Consider the following 20047-nt stretch of genomic DNA (forward strand, 5'->3'; position numbering starts at 1 on the left):
GTCGATTCAAGAAAACTCTAAGGCTGTCTTCACCAATGCCATAATCGGCACGCGAGCGGCAGGAGCCAGCATCCTGAGCGCATATTTGGGATGAGGAATACGTATTGTCAAGAGGTGGTGGAACCGCTTGTTCTGGATGCCGGATCGTAGTCCGGCATGACAGCAAGACGTGAGCTTGTGCTCTGCCTTGTTCTCTTTGTCAATTTGGGCAAGCCGAAAGCGCAGATCTTATATCCGGCGATCCCTGCAATAAAAAAGCCTCCCGTTCTTTCAAACGGAAGGCTCAAATCTTCAAGCTCTAAAGCGGGTTCAGAGGATCTCGATATCCAGACCAAGGTCTAGCACTGGCGCGGAGTGGGTGATCCAGCCAACGGAAACAAGGTCAACGCCGGTTTCGGCAATCGCCTGAATCGTAGAGAGGTTCACGCCGCCTGATGCTTCCAGTACAGCCTGTCCATCGTTGATCCGTACCGCTTCACGCAGCATGTCTGGGCCCATGTTGTCGAGCATGATCACGTCAGGGTTGGCCGTTAGCGCTTCACGCATCTGATCCAGTGTATCCACTTCCACCTCAACGCGTACAAGGTGACCAGCGAATGCGCGGGCGCGCTCGATAGCTGTCACCACACCGCCAGCAACCGCAATGTGGTTGTCCTTGATGAGGATCGCATCATCCAGACCGAAACGGTGGTTTGCACCGCCGCCACAACGCACTGCGTACTTCTCAAAAGCACGCAGACCCGGAGTGGTTTTGCGGGTACACACTACACGGCAATCTGTATGGGCAATCTTGCTTGCAAACGCATGCGTAGCAGTCGCAATACCGGAAAGGTGACCAAGGAAGTTCAAAGCCACACGCTCTGCGGAAAGCAGCGCTTGAGCGTTGCCTTCAATGCGCATGACTACGCTGCCCGGATCAAGCAACGCGCCGTCTTCTTCCAGAACGTCGATCTCGAAGTCGGGATCGCACTGGGCAAGGGCGCTGATTGCCAGATCAATACCGGCCAGAACGCCATTCTGACGGCTGACGATGGCTGCGCGGGCAGTAGCTTCCGCCGGAATGGTTGCCTGCGAAGTGATATCACCTGCGCGGCCGAAGTCTTCCAGCAGAGCTGCCTTAACAGCGTCGTCCACCTTGATCTGCGAGAGTGTTGGAAGGGATGCCAACATTATAGACCCTCAGCTTTAATCGCTGCCTGACCAGCTTCAGAAGCCTGCGCTTCTTTCACCAGTTCGTTGATCTGCTTGATGGTAACAGTAGAGCGTTTTGCCAGCTCTGGGTTCTTTATCGGGAAGTCGGAGCGGAAGTGACCGCCACGGCTTTCTTCACGAAGAAGCGCAGAACCAGTGATAACTTTTGCAGCTGTAACCATGTTGCGGATGGATGCGCGGCGGCACATCGCATCAGCCTGACCCAGAAGCGCAAGAACTGCCTGCAGGCCATCTCTGTCACGCACAACACCAACATGCTTGGACATGTTGTTGCGGATAAGGTCCACAACAGCGCGTTCCTGAGGGTTGCGGCGGGAATCCTGATCTTCGCTGTCGTCGATCTCTGCCCAGTGGTGAACACGTGGGTGAGGCATCAGGCCAGAAATGTCTTCAGCAATACGAGCTGCAAACACAACAGCTTCCAGCAGAGAGTTGGAAGCAAGGCGGTTTGCACCATGAGCGCCGGTGGAAGCTACTTCGCCACAAGCCCAGAGGTTGTCAACGGAGGTACGGCCAGAAGCGTCAGTCAGCACACCGCCCATGTGGTAGTGAGCTGCCGGGCTGATTGGCAGAAGCTGGGTAACAGGGTCGATGCCTGCTGCTTCACACGCTGCATAAACAGTCGGGAAATGTTCAGGGAACTTCGCACCGATGGCGCTGCGGGTGTCCATGTAAACGCTTTCGCCGCGAGCGATTTCGCTATGGATCGCGCGGGCAACAACGTCACGTGGTGCCAGCTCTTTAAGTGGGTGGAGAGCTTCCATGAAGCGCTCGCCCTTGCTGTTGACCAAAATAGCGCCTTCACCGCGCAGCGCTTCGCTGGCAAGTGGGGCAGGGTCAAGCGCAACGTTAAGAGCTGTTGGGTGGAACTGCACAAACTCCGCATCGGAGATCAGCGCGCCAGCACTTGCGGCGATTGCAAGGCCGTGACCGTTCGCTTCAATCGGGTTCGTTGTCGTACGATAAAGATGGCCAACACCGCCGGATGCAAGAACCACAGCCTTTGCAGGAATGGTGATGCGCTGGGTGCCGCCACGACGACGTGCGGTGATGCCGGTTACATAGCGGCCGTCGCGAAGAAGTTCGCAACCGATGTAGCCTTCGATAACGCGGATGGAAGGGGTGTTACGGGCAGCTGTAACCAGCGCCTCCATAATCGCCTTGCCTGCCATGTCACCACGCACGCGTACAACACGGTTTTCCGAGTGCGCCGCTTCGCGGGAAAGTTCCAGCTTGCCAGCCAGATCTTTGTCGAAAGGCACGCCATAGGAAAGAAGGTCGCGAATGCGGTCCGCCGCATCGCTGGTCATACCTTCTACAATCGCTTTCACGCAGATGCCGTCACCGGCTTCCAGTGTATCGAGTGCATGCTTTTCAGCTGTATCACCATCAGCCACAGCTGCTGCAATACCGCCTTGCGCCCACGCAGAGGAAGCGCCGCCGCCAATTGGGGCGTTGGTTACAATGGTGACCGGACGCGGTGCCAGCTTAAGGGCACAAAATAGACCGGCAAGACCGCCGCCGAGAATAACAACGTCATCCACGCCGCCGTTGACAACAGCGGGGGCCAGCAAAGATGAAACTTGAGTCATTGGCGCTCAATTCTGCTTCAGGAGTTCGGGTTTGGTGCAGCGTATAACTACGCTGCACGAAATTGGGGAGGTGGTAAGCCGCCGCACATTTCAAAACGGGCGGCACTTTACCCAAATCAGACCCGCAGGACTAGTTAGTTCTTGAGATTAATCATGCGTTCAACAGATGCTCGCGCTTTTTCCGCGACATCAAGGTCAACCACAACCTCGCCGGACATATTGACCAGTGTATCAAGGATCTTCTGCAAGGTGATGCGCTTCATGTGCGGGCACAGGTTGCACGGACGGATGTAGCTCACACCCGGCGTTTCAGAGGCAACGTTGTCTGCCATGGAGCATTCAGTAATCAGCATAACTTTCTCAGGCTGATTTTCCTTAACCCAATCAATCATATGCGCGGTGGAGCCAGCAAAATCTGCCTCATCGACTACCTCTGGCGGGCACTCAGGATGGGCAATGATTTTCACGTCCTTGTCGATCTGGCGGTAGTCGCGCAGCTCCTGTGCGGTGAAGCGTTCATGCACCTCGCAAGAGCCTGCATAGGTCAGAACTTCAACGTCTGTCTGGCGCGCAACGTTCGCTGCCAGATACTGGTCAGGAACGAGGATAACTTTGTCTGTCCCCATTGCTTCCACAACTTGCACAGCGTTGGAAGAGGTACAGCAGATATCACATTCCGCTTTTACGTCGGCAGAAGTGTTCACATAGGTGATGATAGGCACGCCCGGATGCTGCTCACGCAGCTTGCGTACATCAGCGCCGGTGATGGATTCAGCGAGGGAACAACCGGCATCCATATCAGGGATAAGAACGGTCTTCTCCGGGCTGAGGATCTTAGAGGTCTCGGCCATAAAGTGCACGCCGCACTGAACAATCACATCAGCGTCGGTTTTGGTTGCTTCTTTGGCCAGCTGTAAGCTGTCGCCAACAATATCGGCAACGCCGTGGAAGATATCCGGCGTCATATAGTTATGCGCCAGAATAACCGCGTTACGCTGCTTCTTGATCTTGTTGATGGCGTGGATGTACGGCGCAAGGGCAGCCCATTCAATGGCCGGAATGAAATCCTTGACCTTCTCATAGGCTTCGGCAGTGGCCTCGGCTACTTCTGGGGTGTAGGCAAGGTCTGGATACGCAATTGTTTCAAATCGCGCAGCGCCTGTTGCTGACGCGTTTGTTGTTTTCATTTCTTCTTGCGTTGCCTTGTCCAAGAGGGCTCTCATGCGCTGTTCCTTTGGCGACCCGATCTACTCAGCTACATATGCTCATTTTGAGCAAAAGGGGGTCAATAAAAATTGCGGCCTAAGCCGCCCTTATGCTCATTTGGTGCATATATAAGCATTGAACTTCGGAAAGCAAAGGTTTTCTCGCTCTTCCAACTTAAAATTCGCTGATGGAAACCTGTCTAATTGCCTGCAATTTTGCGTAAAATGCCGTCTCAAACAAAAAATTACTCAGCGGCTTCTACAAGGTGCTTCTATTTGGCATCTAGAAGCTTTTCTTATGAATGTCATTCATATTTGTAATTTCACTTATTTTATGCGTCCGGTTAAAGTAGTGGGTAATTGATCCTCTCTATTTTCTAGGAATTTTATATGAGTACGACCCGCTCGGATGCCGCTTACACAGCGCTTCTTATCTTCTGTGGCTGTATGATCGCCATGATCTCCTTTGGGCCGCGCTCAGCGATGGGTTTGTATCTGTCTCCAATGACGATGGAGCATGGCTGGACTCGCGAGAGCTTTGCCATGGCCTTGGCAATCCAGAACCTTGCGTGGGGCGCAGCGCAGCCGTTGGCAGGCGCGATTGCTGATAAGTTTGGCGTTGGCCGTACGGTTATCATCGGCGCGGTTCTTTATGCTGCTGGCCTCTATCTTATGACGCAGGTTTCCTCGCCACTGGAGTTCCAGTTGACCGCGGGTGTGTTGATGGGGGCGGGCATTGGCTTTAGTTCTTTCGGTATTATTCTGTCTGCATTCGCTCGCACTATCCCTGTCCAGCAGCGTTCCATCGCGTTTGGCCTTGGTACGGCGGCAGGTTCCTTTGGTCAGTTTCTGTTTGCTCCACTTGGACAAGCACTGATTGACGGGTTTGGTTGGCAGCAGAGCTTGTTGGTGCTGGCTGGCTTGTTCGTACTGCTGCCAATTCTGGTCATTCCGCTTAGAGGCAATGCTCAAAGCACTCCTGCGCAGGACAGCGGTGAAATTGAAAATCTACCTCAAGCACTGGCGCTGGCTTTCAAGACGCGCAGCTACCTTCTTTTGACAGCGGGCTTTTTCGTCTGCGGCTTCCATGTCGCCTTCATCACCGTTCATATGCCGGCGTACATCTCTGATCTTGGGTTTTCACCGGCATGGGGCGCGTGGGCTCTGGCGCTGATCGGCCTCTTTAATATCGTGGGGTCTATTGCCTCTGGCTTTATCAGTGGGCGCTATTCGAAGCCTTACTTCCTCTCGCTGATCTATCTAGGAAGATCAGTGGCCATTCTGGCGTTCATAATGTTGCCGATCACGCCAGCCAGCATTCTCGTTTTCTCTGCGGTCATGGGGCTACTGTGGCTATCAACGGTGCCACCAACCTCTGGCCTTGTTGTGGTGATGTTCGGTCCGAAATTCATGGGAACGCTGTTCGGCATCGTCTTCTTCTCCCATCAGGTCGGCTCGTTCCTTGGCATCTGGCTGGGCGGCAAATTTTATGACGAGACGGGCTCCTACGATCCAATCTGGTGGCTTGGAATCGCCCTAGGTATTCTGGCAGCGCTCATCCATTGGCCAATCCGCGAAACGGCGGTATCTCCAGCAAAAACTGCCTTAGCGTAAACACAGGCAAGTTGACGCATTGGTCACCCGATGTTTCTACCAGTGTTGTGTTCGTTTTTGGGGTATGGCAGTGTCATTCGGTCATACCCTAATCTTATAGGCAGGTAATACAACATGGATGCTTTCAAGGCTCTCTGGATTACAAAAGAAGAAGGCGCGAAAAAGCCAAATCCGGCCGAGTGGAAGGACATTACCATCGATGACCTTTCCGAAGGCGATGTGGTTGTTCGCGTAACCCACTCTACCGTCAACTATAAAGACGGTCTTGCAATGGCGGGCAATCCGGGCGTTCTGCGCAAATTTCCAATGGTGCCGGGCATCGATGTGATCGGTGAGGTTGTCTCCTCCCAGTCCCCTGATTTCAAAGAGGGCGACGCGATCATCATGAACGGCTTTGGCGTTGGCGAAGTGCACACTGGCGCTTACGCAAAATACGCACGCCTGAAGAGCGAATGGCTGATCAAACGTCCAGTTGGTCTTTCTCCTGCACGCGCTGCTGCTATTGGCACAGCTGGCTACACCGCAATGCTTTGCGTTATGGCGCTTGAGCGTTATGGCATCACCCCATCCCACGGCCCTGTTGCTGTAAGTGGTGCTGCTGGCGGCGTTGGATCTGTTGCTGTTAGCCTGCTTTCCAAGCTCGGCTTCCACACTATTGCAATCACTGGCCGTGAGAGCGAAACCGAATTCCTCAAGAGCCTCGGCGCTGCTGAAGTTCTGCCACGCGCTGAGTTCTCCGAAGCGGGCCGTCCTTTTGGCAAAGAACGTTGGGCAGGTGCTGTTGATGTGGCTGGTAGCCATACTCTGGCGAACCTGCTGGCACAGACCAAATACGGCGGAGCAGTAGCAGCATGTGGCCTTGCACAGGGCGCAGATCTGCCAACCACCGTTATGCCGTTCATCCTTCGCGGCGTCTCTCTGCTGGGTGTAGACAGTGTTCAGGCTCCTATCGCTTTGCGTCAGGAAGCATATGACCGTCTGCTCGCAGACCTTGATATGGACAAGCTTGACGCTCTGTCCACCACTTGCAAGCTCGATGACGTTCCAGAAAAGACCTCTGCGATCCTCAAGGGCGAGATTCGTGGTCGTGTGATCGTAGAAATCGACTAAGCACTTCAGACTGTTTCGGGAAAGGTCCAGTTTCCTGAACTAATGAAGGCGAAAGAACAAAAAACCGGCGTCAGATTTGGCGCCGGTTTTCTTTTATGAAACTCGCTAGGAAGCAGGCCGCTTTCGCGTTGCGATTAACTCCAGCCGCCTTTGTAAGTGCGGTAGAAGATGTGATCGCCAACCTTGCGAAGGCGCTTCATGTGCGGTGCCCACTTAGGGCTCACGTATGTAGCGTGGTAGTGAGTGGATGCACCAACTGAATCAAGGTGCACCTCACCATCAACGGCTTTGGCAGCAATTGCCTTTGCCTGACGCCAAGCGCGGCCAGGGAACACTGCTTCTGGCTGGCCGTCACAAGCGAAGGAGAACTGGCAGGCATTGCGCATGTGCTCGTTCTGGTAAACCACATCGCAAACTGTTGCTGGGTAGGCCGGATTTTTCACGCGGTTCAGAACAACCTGCGCAACAGCAACCTGTCCGTCGTAAGGCTCGCCGCGTGCTTCGAAGTAAATTGCTTCAGCTAGGCAGCGAAGTTGCTTCTTGTCTTTCACGGAGGCTGGCAATGGGGTGTGGTACCACCAGTGCGGGTTCGCCTCGGAAAGCTTGAACATGTTTGCCCGCGGTTCCGGTACAGAGATTTCCGTCTGCTGCTTGCCCTTCAAAAGAGCGTTGAACGGCGCGGAAATGTCTTCGCCAGTCGCTGGCGCGTAAGCGGTCACGAGAGAGGTGGTGGTTGGTGTTGCAACCGGCACCGCGTTCTCGTCAGCATCGATCATCGGCTTTGCTGCTGGCTGAAGAACCGCATGGGCGATGGCGATACGCTTCCGTGGAGGGATAAAGGTGTTTTGAGGCAGCAGGTTATGGTCAGGCTTCTGGAACATGGTGTCGAGTGTCACCATCGGCTGAAGCGTTTCGATACCCGTCTGCTTGGAGGTTTTCTCCGCCGCACCGCTGGCAAGGGAAGCAACCACGACAGGCGCTTCCGGCTTTGCTTCTGGCACAACACCTACTGGAATTACGGTTGCCGCGACAGACCACATCCACCGCGGCTTCTCCTTCTCTGCCACCTCATATGCGCTGCCCACATCTTGGAGGGCAATAGGCGCTGCTGAAGCTAGAAGAAACAGAAGGGCAGCTGCAGAACTGAAAGTCCAAGTCTGGCAATGTGCGCGCAAATAACCTGACCTGTTAAGTGGATCGCCCGACATACGCAATAAACTCCAAAATACTCAAGCAGCCCCATAAAACGCTGGGGTGTCGCAGCATGCAGAGAACTATCATCGGTAGATCTGCTAAACTGCAGGATGTGCCAATGATGTTCTGTTATGCTTTATAGATCGTTAAGAGCGTAAAGAAATGCTGCGAGAGGGGAAACTGGCAGTTCTCGTAGGTGTAAAGGCGCGGTAGAACAAAGCGCTGAAAAGAAGACCGAATTTTAAATCAGGAGCGCGTAACTCTAAGGCCCATGGATGGGCGTTCTTTGAGGATTTCTCTGCGAAAACGATACATTGCAGCGGGCCGACCTCCGGTTGTGGTGGAGGTTCTGCCGTTGGGTTCCACTAGCTTTGCAGCATCCACAAGGCGTCTGAAATTTTGTTTGTGAAGATGATGCCCTGAGATTGCTTCAACCGTTCTTTGCAGGTCCGTCAGCGTAAATTCAGGCGGCATAAGCTCGAAAACCACGGGTCTGTACTTCAGCTTGCCACGCAGGCGAGATACGGCTGTTGCCAGTATTCTGCGGTGATCGAAAATCAGCGGCTCGCCGAAGTCGGGCAGGGTAGAGCGAGTTACTGCCGAAGGGCGGAAGTCGTGAAGGGCCTCCTTGATGATTCCCGCACCGTACATCAGCTCATAGCGCTCAAGAACGCGCTCTTCATCCCAAGAGCTTGGGTTCTCGCCAAAGGCTAGGGAATATTGCAGCTGGCGGCGCGTAACCGTTGACGGGTCGTCGTGGTCAGCCTGTGGGTCCGCGCAGTAAGCTTCCAGTAGCGGGTAAACTTGCTCTTCAAGTATCTTGGGAGCGCCGGAGCGCCAGTCTTCCCATGGAAAGAAATCGTACCAAGGGCGCCAGCGGGCACCTTGAGCACTCAGCATTTCCTTGGATTCTGGCGTTTGACGGGTCAGGGCCAGATAGCCAACAGACACCATATGGCTTTCGCCTTCTTGCAGTGTCATGTGCCGGCCGCGATCACCAAAGGTGTAAAGCTGCTCAACGTGGCCGAGGCGTAGGGCTGTCTGCTGCTCCACAAACGCGCGCAGGCCTACCTCGAATGTGCGATGTTCCAGTGGGTCAAAGTGGCCGAAAGGAAGGCCCTCATAGCCGTCATACTCAGCGTGTGGAATGGTCAGAACATAGGGCGTCGACTTCTCTACAGAGACGATTACCGCATTCAAACCAATCTCGATAGGCGCATGAGTGGCGACCATGAGTATCAAACCCTTTTAAAATCAATCAGTAGCATGGCTACGCAGCTGAAACTGTCAGTAAAAACGGTGTCCCGCAAGACGTCTCCGCGCCTCTACCTATCTTGCTGACAGCTTCAATCAACGCCCCCTGCCTACCAAGCAGCTTATCTGCATGGGCAATCATAAGCGGATTTGGTGTCGCAAAGGGCGCCGCTTTCCGTAGCTCTAAGGCAATGCTATCAGTGCAAGCGTCAGGTTCACAGGCAGCTTTTACAATCACAGCCGCTGCTGTGGAGCGGCTAACCCCGAACCAGCATTGGCAAAGCAGAGGCTTATGTTTCGGCCAATTGCGAGCAAAAGCAATAATGGCAGCAACATCGTCTTCGCTGGGAGCAACGAGCCCTTCCTGCGGCGCTGCTATATCATTGAACCGCAGCACCAGCCGCTCACCCGTAAATCCGGCTGGCAGATCAGGCACGGTGTTTGCCTGCGACAGCAGACAAATGATGTGCTGGGCGCCTGTTTCCTTCAAAACCTTTTGAAAATCATCCAACGCGCAAACGTGGATTTCGGCCTCATGCATTTACTGCTGCCCGCTAAACGCTTTTTCGATTGCCTGAAAGCGGCCAATAAAGGCGGCCTGAGCAACAACAGGCTCCTGAGGAGTGACCATCTCTGCAATGATCTTCTGCTGGCTTGGCGTTAGATCATCAGGGGAACCGAAAAGCTCCTTAGCCTCATCCTTGGAGAACCCTGCAAGCTCAACTGCCTCGAAATAAGCGCTAATGATATCTGCGCGTTTGGCCAGCTTTGTAATCTTGACTGGAGGATCAGCTGGAAGGGAAAAACGCAGGTGTATGGCTTGGTGCAGGCCATGCTCCACTTCTCTGTAGTTTCCGCCAAGCACGTTCTTGAAGGGCGAGATCATGTCGCCAATCACATACTCTGGCGCATCATGAAGAAGTACCACCAACTGCCAGTCAGGTGTCAGTTCAGGCTCCAGCATTCTGGCAATTTCTTCAACGACAACGCTGTGCTGGGCAACGGAAAAAGCATGGTCGCCAATTGTCTGGCCATTCCAGCGTGCAACGCGGGCAAGGCCGTGGGCAATGTCTTCCAGCTCTACATCAAAAGGGGACGGGTCAAGCAGATCAAGACGGCGCCCAGAGAGCATTCTCTGCCACGCGCGTGCATTTGTTTTGCCTGCCTTCTTCGCCATAACCTTTATTCCTCCAATGCTTTGCTAGTCTTGGTTCTGAGGCCAATTGAACGTCGCGTACTGGGGAATGGAAAGGCGAACCTTCGTCTCGTCCACCATTAAGTCCGTATCTTGATCCATCGCGGTCTTGGCGCGGTCTAGCCGAATAACCGCAACGGCATGGTTGCCACTTGCGGGTCCCATGGTGCCAACGGGCTTTTCACCTGCATAGATTTCGCCGCCACCGACTGGCAAAGGCCCGTCAGCTTCAACAATCACCACACGCTTGCGGGCAGTGCCTCGGTGCTTCATACGCGAGACAACTTCTTGCCCCACAAAGCAGCCTTTCTTGAAACCAACGCCGCCGAGTTCATCCATGTTGACATCGTGCGGGAACACATCCCCCAAGGCGAAGTCCGTGATGCTTTCCGCAATTCCGAGCTGCACGCGGTGCGTGTCGTAAGCTGCCTTGTCTACAACAGTTCCCGTCTTGGAAAGCTCGCCGAATTGCTCGGCGCTTAGAATAGCGCGAGCACCAAGAGCTGCGAGGCGCGGATCTGCCGGAAGGTACTGCGGACTATCTTCTCCCCAAAACGCGGCCACAATCATCGCGCTGTCATCAGGTGAAATGGTAAGCTTGGAGCGGAGCTTATAGAGCGTAAGGCGCTTTTGCAGCGCATCTACTTCTTGCTTTGGCGCATCAATCAAAAAACCGTCTGGCGCGGTTTTGAAAATGAAAAAGTCCCAAAGGATTTTGCCTTGAGGCGTGAGCAGGGCGGTAAAGGCTGACTTGCCAACCTCCAGCTGCGAAATGTCCGCGCTAACAAGGTTTTGCAAAAAGTGCTCGGCTTCGGCGCCTTCAACCTTCAAAAGCGCTCTGTCTTCGAGAATGACTGCATTGAAAGCCATGATACCAAAATGCTCCGAATCTTGTGCCGCTTTAGATATGGGGTCCCGACAGATATAGGCACTCTGCTCACGAAAAGCAGCCCGTCTCTAACAACAATTGTTAGAGACCTGTCGCATGGTCTGTTTGCGCTTGGGTAAGCCGTAGTCGGCTTAGTCTCCTGCTACGAAATAAAGCAGATCACCCTTTGGAGAAATGGCGACCTTATAGAAGGTCCATGCACCATAATCGCGCATCTCGAAATAATCGATGGAGGTCACAACGCGGTACATCTCAACCAGCTGCTTGTTGTCTAGGCTGTCGAGCGGGTACTGCGCAAAGTACGGCCACACGTAGGCTTCGTCTTCTTTACCCTCGTTGATGTGAACGTATCCGGTCTCGAGAATGTCCTGCATGATCGCAAGAAGCTCCAAACCTTCACCATCACCTGATGTGTCTTTCAAGAAGGCGATCGGGTCTTCAACGCGGTCATAAGAAAGGATCGGCTTTACCTGCTGTGCATCGAAGATTGCGCGGAAAGCTTCGATGTTGCCTTCCTTGGCCGCATTGTTCAGCTTCTCGCGCATTGCCACAACAGGTGCGGGCAACGTCTCAGCCGAATACAGAACCTGCGGAATTGGAAGCGGTGCCCGTTCCTCGGTTTCCTCGTAAAACTCCTCTGCCGGGTCAAATTCCATGTGATTTGGAATTGACGGAACGTCAATTGCCGGAGGCGGGGTAATACGAATGGTTTCCGTCTCTACCGCGCGCGCAAAAGCGTTGGAGCAAAGACCAACTGCAACAACTGCAGCGAGAAAACCGGCTGGGAACATTTAAAACTCCGCGGGCAAAATTTAGAGGGCGAGTAATCATACTTTAGAAGCACCGGAGCCTTACTGCCAGATTCCAGATAGCTTCTTCACAAACCTTATCTGTTGAAGACTTCATCCGCGCCGTTGTATGCATGGTCCAGCCCACGATCAGAGGAAAAAAGTGACTAGCCTACTCGACAGTGAACTCGTTCTAGCCGGACTCGCAATTGGTGTGCTGACTTCAGCACCAGTGGGGCCGGTCAATGTAATGGTAATTAGAAGGGCGCTTCACTACGGGTTCTGGCCGGGCTTTTTTTCAGGCCTTGGGGCCGTGTTTGCAGATGGGCTATTCGCTGCCGCTGCTGCCTTTGGCATCGCAGCCGTAGTGCTGGTGGTCGATGACTACTTTACCATCATAGAGCTGGTAGGCGGTTTGCTGCTGCTCGTCTTCGGGGTGAGCGTGATGCGCTCACATCCACATCTGGAAGGGCAGGACCGGCCACGCTCGATAGCCCGTGGTTCTATCGCGGCCTTCTTTATGACGATTGCAAATCCGGGAACGTTTTTGGGCTTCGTTGCGATCTTTGGATCGCTCGGTTCGCTCGCCCTCAAACCCGATGATCCTGAAGCAACGGGCCTGCTTGTACTTGCAGTTATGGCGGGAGCAGTTTGCTGGTGGGCCTTTTTGTCATTCACCGCAGCGCGCCTGCGCGTTGCTATAAAGGACGAGTGGCTGGTTTGGATAAACCGTTGTGCCGGAGGTTTATTGCTTTTGTTCTCCGGCGTCATTCTACTTCGGGCATTTTGGAACATCGCGGTGCATATGAAGTGGCTTTAGCCTCCGCGATCCTGCCTTGGTAAACTTAGTGAACCAGACGATCGACGGAATAGTCACCCCGTTCCACGCGCATTGGCAACTCTTCCGCAAACTGTGTGACAGCTTCTTCGCCAAACTGCGAAACCAAGTCCATCATTGCACTAAAAAGGGCAGCGTGAGCCAGAGCAGAGGAGTCAATGCCGTGGGCCAGTCCTTCGTCCCAAGCTTCGCGGATAAAGCTCAGGGCTAATCTGCGCACGTCTGCGTCTGTGATCTCTACTTCTTCGCCATTGGCATCGACCATAACGCAGCTTGATTGATCTTTGATCATTGTATCCGGCAGTCCTCTCGTGTCTTCGCGCCGCATATCGACTGCCTCCATTATGGACTGGAAACAAGCGTTGCGACTCAATATCCGCGAATTCACGTTAACAAGGGTGCCGTTGGCGGGGAAGCGAATGTAAATGAAACCTAAATGCTGTCCAAAACTTCGCGAAGTTATGGTTAACGACTAAAATTACAACCATATATACACCGTTCATCAACAATGAAACCTGTGGATAAAGGGTGTAAGTTTTCAGGGTGCTATTCTCGGCTGTACCTGGCGGTCACATCTCGGGTAATCTCCGCGCCTTCAAACGCGTATCTGCGCGAAGCTTCCATCGCAGAAGCCGTACAGCGACGATAAACAGCCGCGAATCCCCTGTACCCTTGATTGAACCGCTCCACAAAACGGCGCCGGCGCAGCTCGTTTTTGACCTCTGCATCAAGCAGGGCCTGCATTCGTCCGCTCCATTCATTCGCCTCGGAGTGGCCGCATAGCGGGCGCAGGTAATGCAATCCGCCAAGAATTTCGGCAAGTCGCATAAGCTGCTTTTCATAGGGCGGGGAGAGCGCTTCCAGTTGCTCGGTCGGGCTTTTCTCTGCCTCCGTGCTTTCCTGCTGCTGAGCAGGTTCGCCTTCGCTTGTTTCCTGCGCATGAACTGTTCCCAGACCAAACAGTGAGATCAGTCCAAAAACGATCATTGGCTTTGCAAGTTTATGTCGAAGACGCAGATACACACGTCGCCCCTTTTGGTGCTCTTCAAGATGGTGTCGCTGAGTGTAGTCTAAGGCTGCAAACGGAGTCTTTAAATAGAAACAATTTCCCAAAGGAAACTGGAGGCCGCGAGCAGCAGGCCGTAACCTCTAAGAATTGAGGGCCCTTGGGAGAATCTTAGGCGCGGCTAGGGCAATGCTTGGGTTGAAACGTAAAGCTAGAGTGAGGTGTGCTTGGGTAGTATTCTTGGTAACCGGCAGCGCTAAGACGCTGTAGAGCCACATACGCCCGAATGGGCTCCGCGCTCGCGCAGTGCCAAAATCAATCCTAAGCGTTTGGGCAAATCAGTCGAACAGCGCGTCTACTGCCGCCTGTGCTTCCTCATAGGCAGGGCGAACGCCTTCTGGCAGCTTACCGTGAATGATGCCGCTGGCCTTCATAATCATGGGATGGAGTACGCTTGCCGTTCTCTCGCTGGCTTCAAGCAGCCGTGCCTCTTGGGGGATACTTTCATCCACGAGCAGTTTTTGCAGGCTGATAACTTCCCCATCTATTTCTGCGGTGGCTTGCTCAAGTGCCAATCGCAGGTGCGCAGGCCCCGTGTGGTAGGCTTCAATTGCTAGGTCTTTGGCAGAGAAACTGGAGGCTTTGAAGTGTTCTTCATAGGTGCGCGGATGCCATTCCACCACATCTTCAATACACTCCGGCATGGCTGAAATCATCTCAAGCAACATCACAACCTCATTGAAATGATTGAGGTAATCGGTTGCCAGTCCCGTCTCGGGATGTATATTGGCGCGCTCTAGGCACTGTGGGGCCAAAGACCCTGAGCCAAACTGCGAGCTTGTTTGCGCCATTAGAATCTCCATAAATTAATGGTTAGGGTGTCCTACAGAACTAGTAAGTATTACACACTAAAAATTAAGGGGTTACTATGTGCGGACGATTTGCACTCACAGCGACACCGGATCAGGTCCGGCAACTATTTCGCTACATAGAAAAACCTGAATTTCCGGAGAGATACAACATTTGTCCGAACCAACCAATTGCTATTGTTAAAAATGAGCATGGTGGTCGGCACTTCGATTTAGCCAGATGGGGATTAATTCCCTCATGGGTAAAAGATCCAGCCAGCTTTACGCTTCTGATCAATGCACGAGCAGAAACGATTCTAGAAAAGCCCTCCTTTAGAAATGCGATGAAGCATCGTCGCTGTCTCATTCCGATGTCAGGTTTTTATGAATGGCGACGGACACCGTCCGGCAAGCAGCCATACTTCTTTGCCCGCCCTGATGGTGAACCCTTCGCGGTGGCAGGAATATGGGAAACCTTCTGCGATCCTGCAGGTGGTGAGCTTGATACAGCGGCGTTGATTACCGTTGAAGCCAACGGGGTAATGAAGCCGATCCACCACCGTATGCCTGCAATCATCCAGCCGGATGGTTTTGACGAGTGGCTCGACACCGGAAACATTCGCGATAAAGAAGCGTTCAAGCAACTGCATGCAGCAGCTGATGACGTTCTTGTCGCGTGGCCTGTATCCCAGCGCATTAACATGCCAACCAATGACGACCCGTCGTTGATTGAGGAGTACAGCCCGCAGGACGAAGAGGAAAACTATCTGCCAAACCAGCTTGCCAAGCGCAACGCGGTTAAGGAGCGCGAACTGAAAGGCGCTCATGCTGACGATAGTGATGATGAGCCTGCTCAGGAACAGCTAAAGCTCATTTAAGGAGTGCGCGTGTGAAGGGGCTGTCGCCCTCAAGATATCAACCCGCACTCTCTATATATAATGTCGAATGCGCCGAGCATGCTCAGCGCTTGCTAGACAGGAATGCTCCGGGCCCTAAAGAATGCGGCCCGGACTCAAGATGCCTTTAGGGTCGAGCGCGTTTTTGATGGTGCGCATCAGATCCATCTCCACCTGACTTTTCACATCCGGCAGCAGGTCTTTCTTCAAGCGGCCAATTCCGTGTTCTGCGGAGATCGAGCCGTTATATGTGGCCACGATACCGTGCACCAGTTCGTTCACTTCATCCCAACGAGCGAGGAAGGCGGCTTTGTCTGCACCTTCAGGCTGGGTGATGTTGAAGTGGATGTTGCCATCGCCCATATGGCCAAATGGAACAGGACGGCATCCCGGTACCCGCTCTTCAACGGCGGCAATGGCTTCAATCAGGAAGTCTGGCACCTTCTCGACCGGAACGGACACATCATGCTTGATGGAACCGCCTTCATGTTTTTGCACTTCAGACAGGCCGTGACGCAGCTTCCAGAAGTCCTCCGCCTGTGCTTGGCTCTGGGCCAGAACCGCATCCAGAAGCATTTCCTTCTCGAAAGCCTCTTCGAAGATGGTCTCCGTCATGCTCTCAAGGTCAATGTCAGGTGAACCTGCAGAGATCTCCATGAGGATGTACCAGTTAGCAGCCTCGGACAGAGGCATGCGCGCACCGGGCAGATGCTTGAGAGCGAATTCCATACCCACGCGCGGCATAATTTCGAAGCCAGTAAGCATCGTTCCGGCGTGTGAGCGGGCCAGCGAAAACAGCTCCAGAGCCTTGTGAGGCGAATCTAGACCGCAGAACGAGACGTGCGTAGCGACCGGCCGAGGGAACAACTTGACGCTAGCGGCGGTTACGATGCCCAGAGTGCCCTCTGATCCAATAAATAATTGTTTCAAATCGTAACCGGTATTGTCCTTGCGTAAGGTGCGTAGGCCGTTCCAGATTTCACCGTTCGCAAGCACCACTTCAAGGCCCAAAATGAGGTCTCTGGTGTTGCCATATGAGAGCACCGCAGTACCCCCTGCATTGGTCGAAATATTGCCGCCAATCTGGCATGTGCCCTGCGAGGCAAGGGTCAACGGAAACAGTCTGTCAGCCTGCTCCGCAGCGTCATGAATGGCCTGCAATGTAACCCCTGCATCCACTGACATGGTGTAACCAGAGGCGTCTACGCTGCGTATTTTATTCAATCTATTCAGAGAGATAACAATCTCGCCGCTATCAGGAACAGGGATCTGTCCGCCCACCAGTCCGGTGTTGCCCCCTTGCGGTACTACTTTCAAACCGTGTTGGTATGCCAGCTTCATAATTGCACTGACTTCTTCGGTAGACCCCGGACGCAGCACCATGGGGGTATTTCCAATGAACTTGTCTCGCCACTCCACCAGGTACGGAGCCTGGTCGCCCGGAGCGGTCAGAACATTGTTGTTACCTAGAATGGTTTCAAACTGAGAGCGGATTTGATCGAGTGTCATGATAAAGTCATTTTAGTGAAGATTGATCTGGCGATGCTTATCAGATATTGGGGGCAAAACAACGTGTCCAACCCGACTTGGGTATAATAAGGGCGCCTTGATGCAAAGCCATCAGTATGTAATAGCAACAATAGTCTGATAGGCTGATCAAGAAATATTCACTCAGGAGAAGAATATGGCAGAAGCGAAAGGATTGATGGAAGGCAAGCGTGGCCTCATCATGGGTCTCGCAAACAATCGGTCTATCGCTTGGGGTATAGCTAAGGCTCTACACAATGCCGGTGCAGAGATTGCACTGACCTACCAGGGCGACGCCCTGAAGAAGCGCGTTGCGCCGCTGGCCGAACAGCTGGACGCATTTGTCGTTGGTGACTGTGATGTAACCAATGAAGCTTCTATCGACGCTACTTTTGCAGCTCTGGAAGAGAAATGGGGCACCATCGACTTCGTCGTTCATGCGATTGCCTTCTCTGACAAGAACGAGCTGACCGGTCGTTATCTGGACACCAGTTCCGATAACTTCGCAAAGACCATGCAGATTTCCTGCTACTCTCTGGTTTCCGTTACCAAGCGCGCTGAAAAGCTGATGTCTAACGGTGGTTCCATCCTTACTCTCACCTACTACGGTGCAGAGAAGGTAATGCCGAACTACAACGTTATGGGCGTTGCTAAAGCTGCACTGGAAGCAAGCGTTAAGTACCTTGCCGTTGACCTTGGCCCGCAGAAAATCCGCGTTAACTCCCTTTCCGCAGGCCCGATCAAAACCTTGGCAGCTTCCGGTATTGGCGATCTGCGCTACATCATGAAGTGGAACGAGTACAACTCTCCACTGCGCAACAACGTGACCATTGACGAAGTCGGTAACTCCGCACTTTATCTGCTTTCCGACCTCAGCTCTGCTGTAACCGGTGAAACCCACCACGTTGACTGCGGCTACCATGTAGTTGGTATGAAGGCGGTTGATGCGCCGGATATCGCAGTGGTCATGAACGACTAATTTTTAAGGTAAGGCCGATAACGGCTCTTAGTCTTTGAAAAGTTCAAAAGGCGCCTTGCAGAAGGGCGCCTTTTTTGATTCCACTGGATGATGCATTTCACCTATCTGATGCCCTAGGTATTTAAGGTATGGTGCACACCGGAAGCGTTACACACCAACGTTACGTTTGATACGTATACCGTGGAAACCGTGTCACATCAGGATTTGTCGAGAGCCAACTTGGAAACAATGACCGTAAAAGCCACCCGCGCTGCACAGCTTGCCCCAACGCCGATTTTCTTCATTCGACATGGTCAGACCGACTGGAATGCAGAGGGGCGAATGCAGGGGCAGCAGGATATCCCGCTCAACGAAAAGGGTAGGGGGCAGGCCCGCAGAAATGGTCAGGCGCTCAAAGCCTATCTGGAAGAGCATAATCTAAAGCCTGAAGACCTTACCTTTATGTGTTCTCCGCTCATCCGTACCCGCGAAACCATGGATTTGGTGCGTGAGGAAATGGGACTTGAAGCGGGCGACTATAAGCTTGATGACCGCTTGAAAGAGATTACCTTCGGTTCGCTGGAAGGTAAGACCCTTGCCGAGATCGACGAAGAAGCGCCGCACTTAGGCGAAGCGCGCAAAGCCGATAAATGGGGTTTTGTTCCGCCGGAAGGTGAAAGCTACAAGATGCTTTCTCTTCGTATTGAAGGCTGGTTGATGACCCTTTCCAAGCCGTTGGTAGTTGTTTCTCATGGCGGCGTCATGCGCGTTCTGCGCGGCTTGCTGCTGGACTATCCTTCCGATGAAATTCCGGTTCTCAACGTACCGCAGGACGAGATCTTCCTCTGGAAGGATATGCAGGAAAACTGGATTTGATCGTCTACCAAAAAGGACCGCTTTGCGAACAGCACGTTCCGGCGGTTCTTGATATCTGGCTCGAAGCATCCTCAAAGGCGCACGACTTCATGCCGCGTATCTTTTGGGAAAGTAACCTTGAAGCAATGCGTGATGTTTACCTGCCGATGGCTGAAACCACGCTCTGCATGGCTGACGGCAAGGTTGTTGGCTTCCTCTCCATGGTGGAAGAAACCGTCGCTTGTTTGTTTATAGAGCCGAGCTGGCAGGGCAAAGGAGCTGGCCGCTTCTTGATGGATGTTGCTAAAGCCTCCCAACCCCGCCTGACGCTTTCCGTCTATAAAGAAAACGAGCAAGCGCGCCGCTTCTATGAGCAGAGCGGTTTTCGTATCACCCTAGAGCAACAGGACGCCCACACAGGGCACCCTGAGCTGATTATGGAATGGGCTGCTAACTAGCGTGCGTTGGTTGGCGCGGTTAGAACGGCCTTGCCAAGAACGTGCTGCAAAATGAAGTAGCCAGCCATGGCTGGTGAAGCGCTCGGCTTTACTTCAATCTTTGGAATGTCCAGCGCGTAAACGGTGATCTCGTAATTATGCGGTTTCGAATTCGGCGGTGGGCATGCGCCGCCGTACCCTTTAAAGCCAAAGTCGTTGGTCAGCATCATTGCGCCATCAGGCAGATTGCCGCCGCCTTCTGATCCAGCGTCTAGCTGCAGTTCCCTAGCACTCTCTGGAATATCGATGACCACCCAGTGCCACCAGCCGCTGCCAGTTGGAGCGTCAGGATCATACATCGTCACTGCAAAGCTTTTGGTGCCTTCTGGCACGTTGCTCCATGTCAGCTCTGGCGATTTGTTGTCGCCTGTGCAGCCCCAAGAATTATAGATCTGTCCGGGTTTGAAGGTTTCGCCGTTGGTAACTTCACCACTTGTGAGGTCCAGCGTCGCTGGCTCACCTTCCTTCGACAGTGCTGGGGCGGTAAACATTGCAGCCATGGCGCATGACGCGAGTGCAGTTGCTAGATAGTTCATCGCTAGAGATCCATTTTGTTATTGTTGGACCAG

At 53.3% G+C, this 20047-nt stretch carries 21 protein-coding genes; 7 read left to right on the forward strand and 14 right to left on the reverse strand.

The window, feature by feature from the left end; genetic code table 11:
* Nucleotides 1-309: 309 nt before the first annotated feature.
* The 3 genes from nadC to nadA form a co-directional block, all read right to left on the reverse strand.
* On the reverse strand, nucleotides 310-1170 hold the full coding sequence (gene nadC, locus E1162_RS15775) for a carboxylating nicotinate-nucleotide diphosphorylase (protein ID WP_155133088.1): 861 nt from the start codon (nucleotides 1168-1170) through the stop codon (nucleotides 310-312).
* Complete coding sequence (locus E1162_RS15780) at nucleotides 1170-2804, reverse strand: L-aspartate oxidase (protein WP_155133091.1); 1635 nt, start codon at nucleotides 2802-2804, stop codon at nucleotides 1170-1172. Before E1162_RS15780 ends, nadC begins: the two co-directional genes overlap by 1 nt.
* Before the next feature lie 134 nt (nucleotides 2805-2938).
* Nucleotides 2939-3991: a quinolinate synthase NadA gene (gene nadA, locus E1162_RS15785; protein ID WP_257099078.1), complete on the reverse strand. Its 1053-nt coding sequence runs from the start codon at nucleotides 3989-3991 to the stop codon at nucleotides 2939-2941.
* Nucleotides 3992-4399: 408 nt separating this feature from the next.
* Here nadA and E1162_RS15790 point away from each other — a divergent pair, with 408 nt between their 5' ends.
* Nucleotides 4400-5623 (forward strand): MFS transporter, encoded by a 1224-nt coding sequence (locus E1162_RS15790; RefSeq protein ID WP_155133097.1) that lies wholly within the window; start codon nucleotides 4400-4402, stop codon nucleotides 5621-5623.
* A gap of 114 nt (nucleotides 5624-5737) precedes the next feature.
* Nucleotides 5738-6733, forward strand: coding sequence for an acrylyl-CoA reductase (NADPH) (acuI, locus tag E1162_RS15795; RefSeq protein WP_155133100.1), 996 nt, complete (start codon nucleotides 5738-5740; stop codon nucleotides 6731-6733).
* A gap of 134 nt (nucleotides 6734-6867) precedes the next feature.
* On the opposite strand, the gene E1162_RS15800 is transcribed toward acuI, so the two are convergent.
* The 6 genes from E1162_RS15800 to E1162_RS15825 form a co-directional block, all read right to left on the reverse strand.
* Complete coding sequence (locus tag E1162_RS15800) at nucleotides 6868-7773, reverse strand: cell wall hydrolase (RefSeq protein ID WP_257099046.1); 906 nt, start codon at nucleotides 7771-7773, stop codon at nucleotides 6868-6870.
* Nucleotides 7774-8173: 400 nt separating this feature from the next.
* A complete protein-coding gene (locus E1162_RS15805; protein WP_155133106.1) occupies nucleotides 8174-9160 on the reverse strand; it encodes an NUDIX hydrolase in 987 nt (328 codons plus the stop codon).
* A gap of 37 nt (nucleotides 9161-9197) precedes the next feature.
* Nucleotides 9198-9722 (reverse strand): tyrosine phosphatase family protein, encoded by a 525-nt coding sequence (locus E1162_RS15810; RefSeq protein ID WP_155133109.1) that lies wholly within the window; start codon nucleotides 9720-9722, stop codon nucleotides 9198-9200.
* Nucleotides 9723-10358, reverse strand: coding sequence for a YfbR-like 5'-deoxynucleotidase (locus E1162_RS15815; protein ID WP_155133111.1), 636 nt, complete (start codon nucleotides 10356-10358; stop codon nucleotides 9723-9725).
* Nucleotides 10359-10382: 24 nt separating this feature from the next.
* Nucleotides 10383-11246, reverse strand: a complete 864-nt coding sequence (ygfZ, locus tag E1162_RS15820; protein WP_155133114.1) for a CAF17-like 4Fe-4S cluster assembly/insertion protein YgfZ — start codon at nucleotides 11244-11246, stop codon at nucleotides 10383-10385.
* A 150-nt stretch (nucleotides 11247-11396) separates the two neighbouring features.
* On the reverse strand, nucleotides 11397-12056 hold the full coding sequence (locus E1162_RS15825) for a hypothetical protein (RefSeq protein ID WP_257099047.1): 660 nt from the start codon (nucleotides 12054-12056) through the stop codon (nucleotides 11397-11399).
* Nucleotides 12057-12216: 160 nt separating this feature from the next.
* Between E1162_RS15825 and E1162_RS15830 the strand changes: the two genes are divergently transcribed.
* Complete coding sequence (locus tag E1162_RS15830) at nucleotides 12217-12873, forward strand: LysE family translocator (RefSeq protein ID WP_371311980.1); 657 nt, start codon at nucleotides 12217-12219, stop codon at nucleotides 12871-12873.
* Between the two features lie 25 nt (nucleotides 12874-12898).
* Here the strand turns inward: E1162_RS15830 and E1162_RS15835 are convergent, their stop codons facing one another.
* From E1162_RS15835 to E1162_RS15845, 3 genes are all read right to left on the reverse strand, one after another.
* Nucleotides 12899-13219, reverse strand: a complete 321-nt coding sequence (locus tag E1162_RS15835; RefSeq protein WP_306455047.1) for a hypothetical protein — start codon at nucleotides 13217-13219, stop codon at nucleotides 12899-12901.
* Between the two features lie 218 nt (nucleotides 13220-13437).
* Nucleotides 13438-13914: a TIGR02301 family protein gene (locus E1162_RS15840; protein WP_371311981.1), complete on the reverse strand. Its 477-nt coding sequence runs from the start codon at nucleotides 13912-13914 to the stop codon at nucleotides 13438-13440.
* A gap of 321 nt (nucleotides 13915-14235) precedes the next feature.
* Nucleotides 14236-14748, reverse strand: a complete 513-nt coding sequence (locus tag E1162_RS15845) for a hypothetical protein (protein WP_155133120.1) — start codon at nucleotides 14746-14748, stop codon at nucleotides 14236-14238.
* A 77-nt stretch (nucleotides 14749-14825) separates the two neighbouring features.
* Between E1162_RS15845 and E1162_RS15850 the strand changes: the two genes are divergently transcribed.
* Nucleotides 14826-15623, forward strand: a complete 798-nt coding sequence (locus E1162_RS15850) for an SOS response-associated peptidase (protein ID WP_155133123.1) — start codon at nucleotides 14826-14828, stop codon at nucleotides 15621-15623.
* A gap of 114 nt (nucleotides 15624-15737) precedes the next feature.
* Here E1162_RS15850 and E1162_RS15855 read toward each other — a convergent pair whose 3' ends face one another.
* A complete protein-coding gene (locus E1162_RS15855) occupies nucleotides 15738-17150 on the reverse strand; it encodes an FAD-binding oxidoreductase (protein ID WP_155133126.1) in 1413 nt (470 codons plus the stop codon).
* A 175-nt stretch (nucleotides 17151-17325) separates the two neighbouring features.
* On the opposite strand from E1162_RS15855, the gene fabI reads away from it, so the two are divergent.
* The 3 genes from fabI (at nucleotide 17326) to E1162_RS15870 (ending at nucleotide 19439) form a co-directional block, all read left to right on the forward strand.
* Complete coding sequence (fabI, locus tag E1162_RS15860; RefSeq protein WP_155133129.1) at nucleotides 17326-18147, forward strand: enoyl-ACP reductase FabI; 822 nt, start codon at nucleotides 17326-17328, stop codon at nucleotides 18145-18147.
* Nucleotides 18148-18375: 228 nt separating this feature from the next.
* Nucleotides 18376-19002 carry a histidine phosphatase family protein gene (locus tag E1162_RS15865; protein WP_155133132.1) on the forward strand — a complete coding sequence of 209 codons (627 nt, stop codon included), beginning with the start codon at nucleotides 18376-18378 and terminating at the stop codon, nucleotides 19000-19002.
* Nucleotides 18999-19439, forward strand: a complete 441-nt coding sequence (locus tag E1162_RS15870) for a GNAT family N-acetyltransferase (protein WP_257099048.1) — start codon at nucleotides 18999-19001, stop codon at nucleotides 19437-19439. The genes E1162_RS15865 and E1162_RS15870 overlap by 4 nt, the downstream gene beginning before the upstream one ends.
* On the opposite strand, the gene E1162_RS15875 is transcribed toward E1162_RS15870, so the two are convergent.
* Entirely contained in the window at nucleotides 19436-20014 is a 579-nt protein-coding gene (locus tag E1162_RS15875) for a YbhB/YbcL family Raf kinase inhibitor-like protein (RefSeq protein ID WP_257099049.1), read from the reverse strand. The two genes, E1162_RS15870 and E1162_RS15875, sit on opposite strands and share 4 nt — an antisense overlap.
* Nucleotides 20015-20047: the final 33 nt, after the last annotated feature.

This window comes from Pseudovibrio flavus (assembly GCF_009711345.1).
GTDB lineage: Bacteria > Pseudomonadota > Alphaproteobacteria > Rhizobiales > Stappiaceae > Pseudovibrio > Pseudovibrio flavus.

Bases quoted from the DNA above. Each gene is read 5' to 3' on its own strand.
- nadC (WP_155133088.1), bottom strand. From the start codon at position 1,170: ATGTTGGCATCCCTTCCAACACTCTCGCAGATCAAGGTGGACGACGCT.
- E1162_RS15780 (WP_155133091.1), bottom strand. From the start codon at position 2,804: ATGACTCAAGTTTCATCTTTGCTGGCCCCCGCTGTTGTCAACGGCGGC.
- nadA (WP_257099078.1), bottom strand. From the start codon at position 3,991: ATGAAAACAACAAACGCGTCAGCAACAGGCGCTGCGCGATTTGAAACA.
- E1162_RS15790 (WP_155133097.1), top strand. From the start codon at position 4,400: ATGAGTACGACCCGCTCGGATGCCGCTTACACAGCGCTTCTTATCTTC.
- acuI (WP_155133100.1), top strand. From the start codon at position 5,738: ATGGATGCTTTCAAGGCTCTCTGGATTACAAAAGAAGAAGGCGCGAAA.
- E1162_RS15800 (WP_257099046.1), bottom strand. From the start codon at position 7,773: ATGTGGTCTGTCGCGGCAACCGTAATTCCAGTAGGTGTTGTGCCAGAA.
- E1162_RS15805 (WP_155133106.1), bottom strand. From the start codon at position 9,160: ATGGTCGCCACTCATGCGCCTATCGAGATTGGTTTGAATGCGGTAATC.
- E1162_RS15810 (WP_155133109.1), bottom strand. From the start codon at position 9,722: ATGCATGAGGCCGAAATCCACGTTTGCGCGTTGGATGATTTTCAAAAG.
- E1162_RS15815 (WP_155133111.1), bottom strand. From the start codon at position 10,358: ATGGCGAAGAAGGCAGGCAAAACAAATGCACGCGCGTGGCAGAGAATG.
- ygfZ (WP_155133114.1), bottom strand. From the start codon at position 11,246: ATGGCTTTCAATGCAGTCATTCTCGAAGACAGAGCGCTTTTGAAGGTT.
- E1162_RS15825 (WP_257099047.1), bottom strand. From the start codon at position 12,056: ATGTTCCCAGCCGGTTTTCTCGCTGCAGTTGTTGCAGTTGGTCTTTGC.
- E1162_RS15835 (WP_306455047.1), bottom strand. From the start codon at position 13,219: ATGCGGCGCGAAGACACGAGAGGACTGCCGGATACAATGATCAAAGAT.
- E1162_RS15845 (WP_155133120.1), bottom strand. From the start codon at position 14,748: ATGGCGCAAACAAGCTCGCAGTTTGGCTCAGGGTCTTTGGCCCCACAG.
- E1162_RS15850 (WP_155133123.1), top strand. From the start codon at position 14,826: ATGTGCGGACGATTTGCACTCACAGCGACACCGGATCAGGTCCGGCAA.
- E1162_RS15855 (WP_155133126.1), bottom strand. From the start codon at position 17,150: ATGACACTCGATCAAATCCGCTCTCAGTTTGAAACCATTCTAGGTAAC.
- fabI (WP_155133129.1), top strand. From the start codon at position 17,326: ATGGCAGAAGCGAAAGGATTGATGGAAGGCAAGCGTGGCCTCATCATG.
- E1162_RS15865 (WP_155133132.1), top strand. From the start codon at position 18,376: ATGACCGTAAAAGCCACCCGCGCTGCACAGCTTGCCCCAACGCCGATT.
- E1162_RS15875 (WP_257099049.1), bottom strand. From the start codon at position 20,014: ATGAACTATCTAGCAACTGCACTCGCGTCATGCGCCATGGCTGCAATG.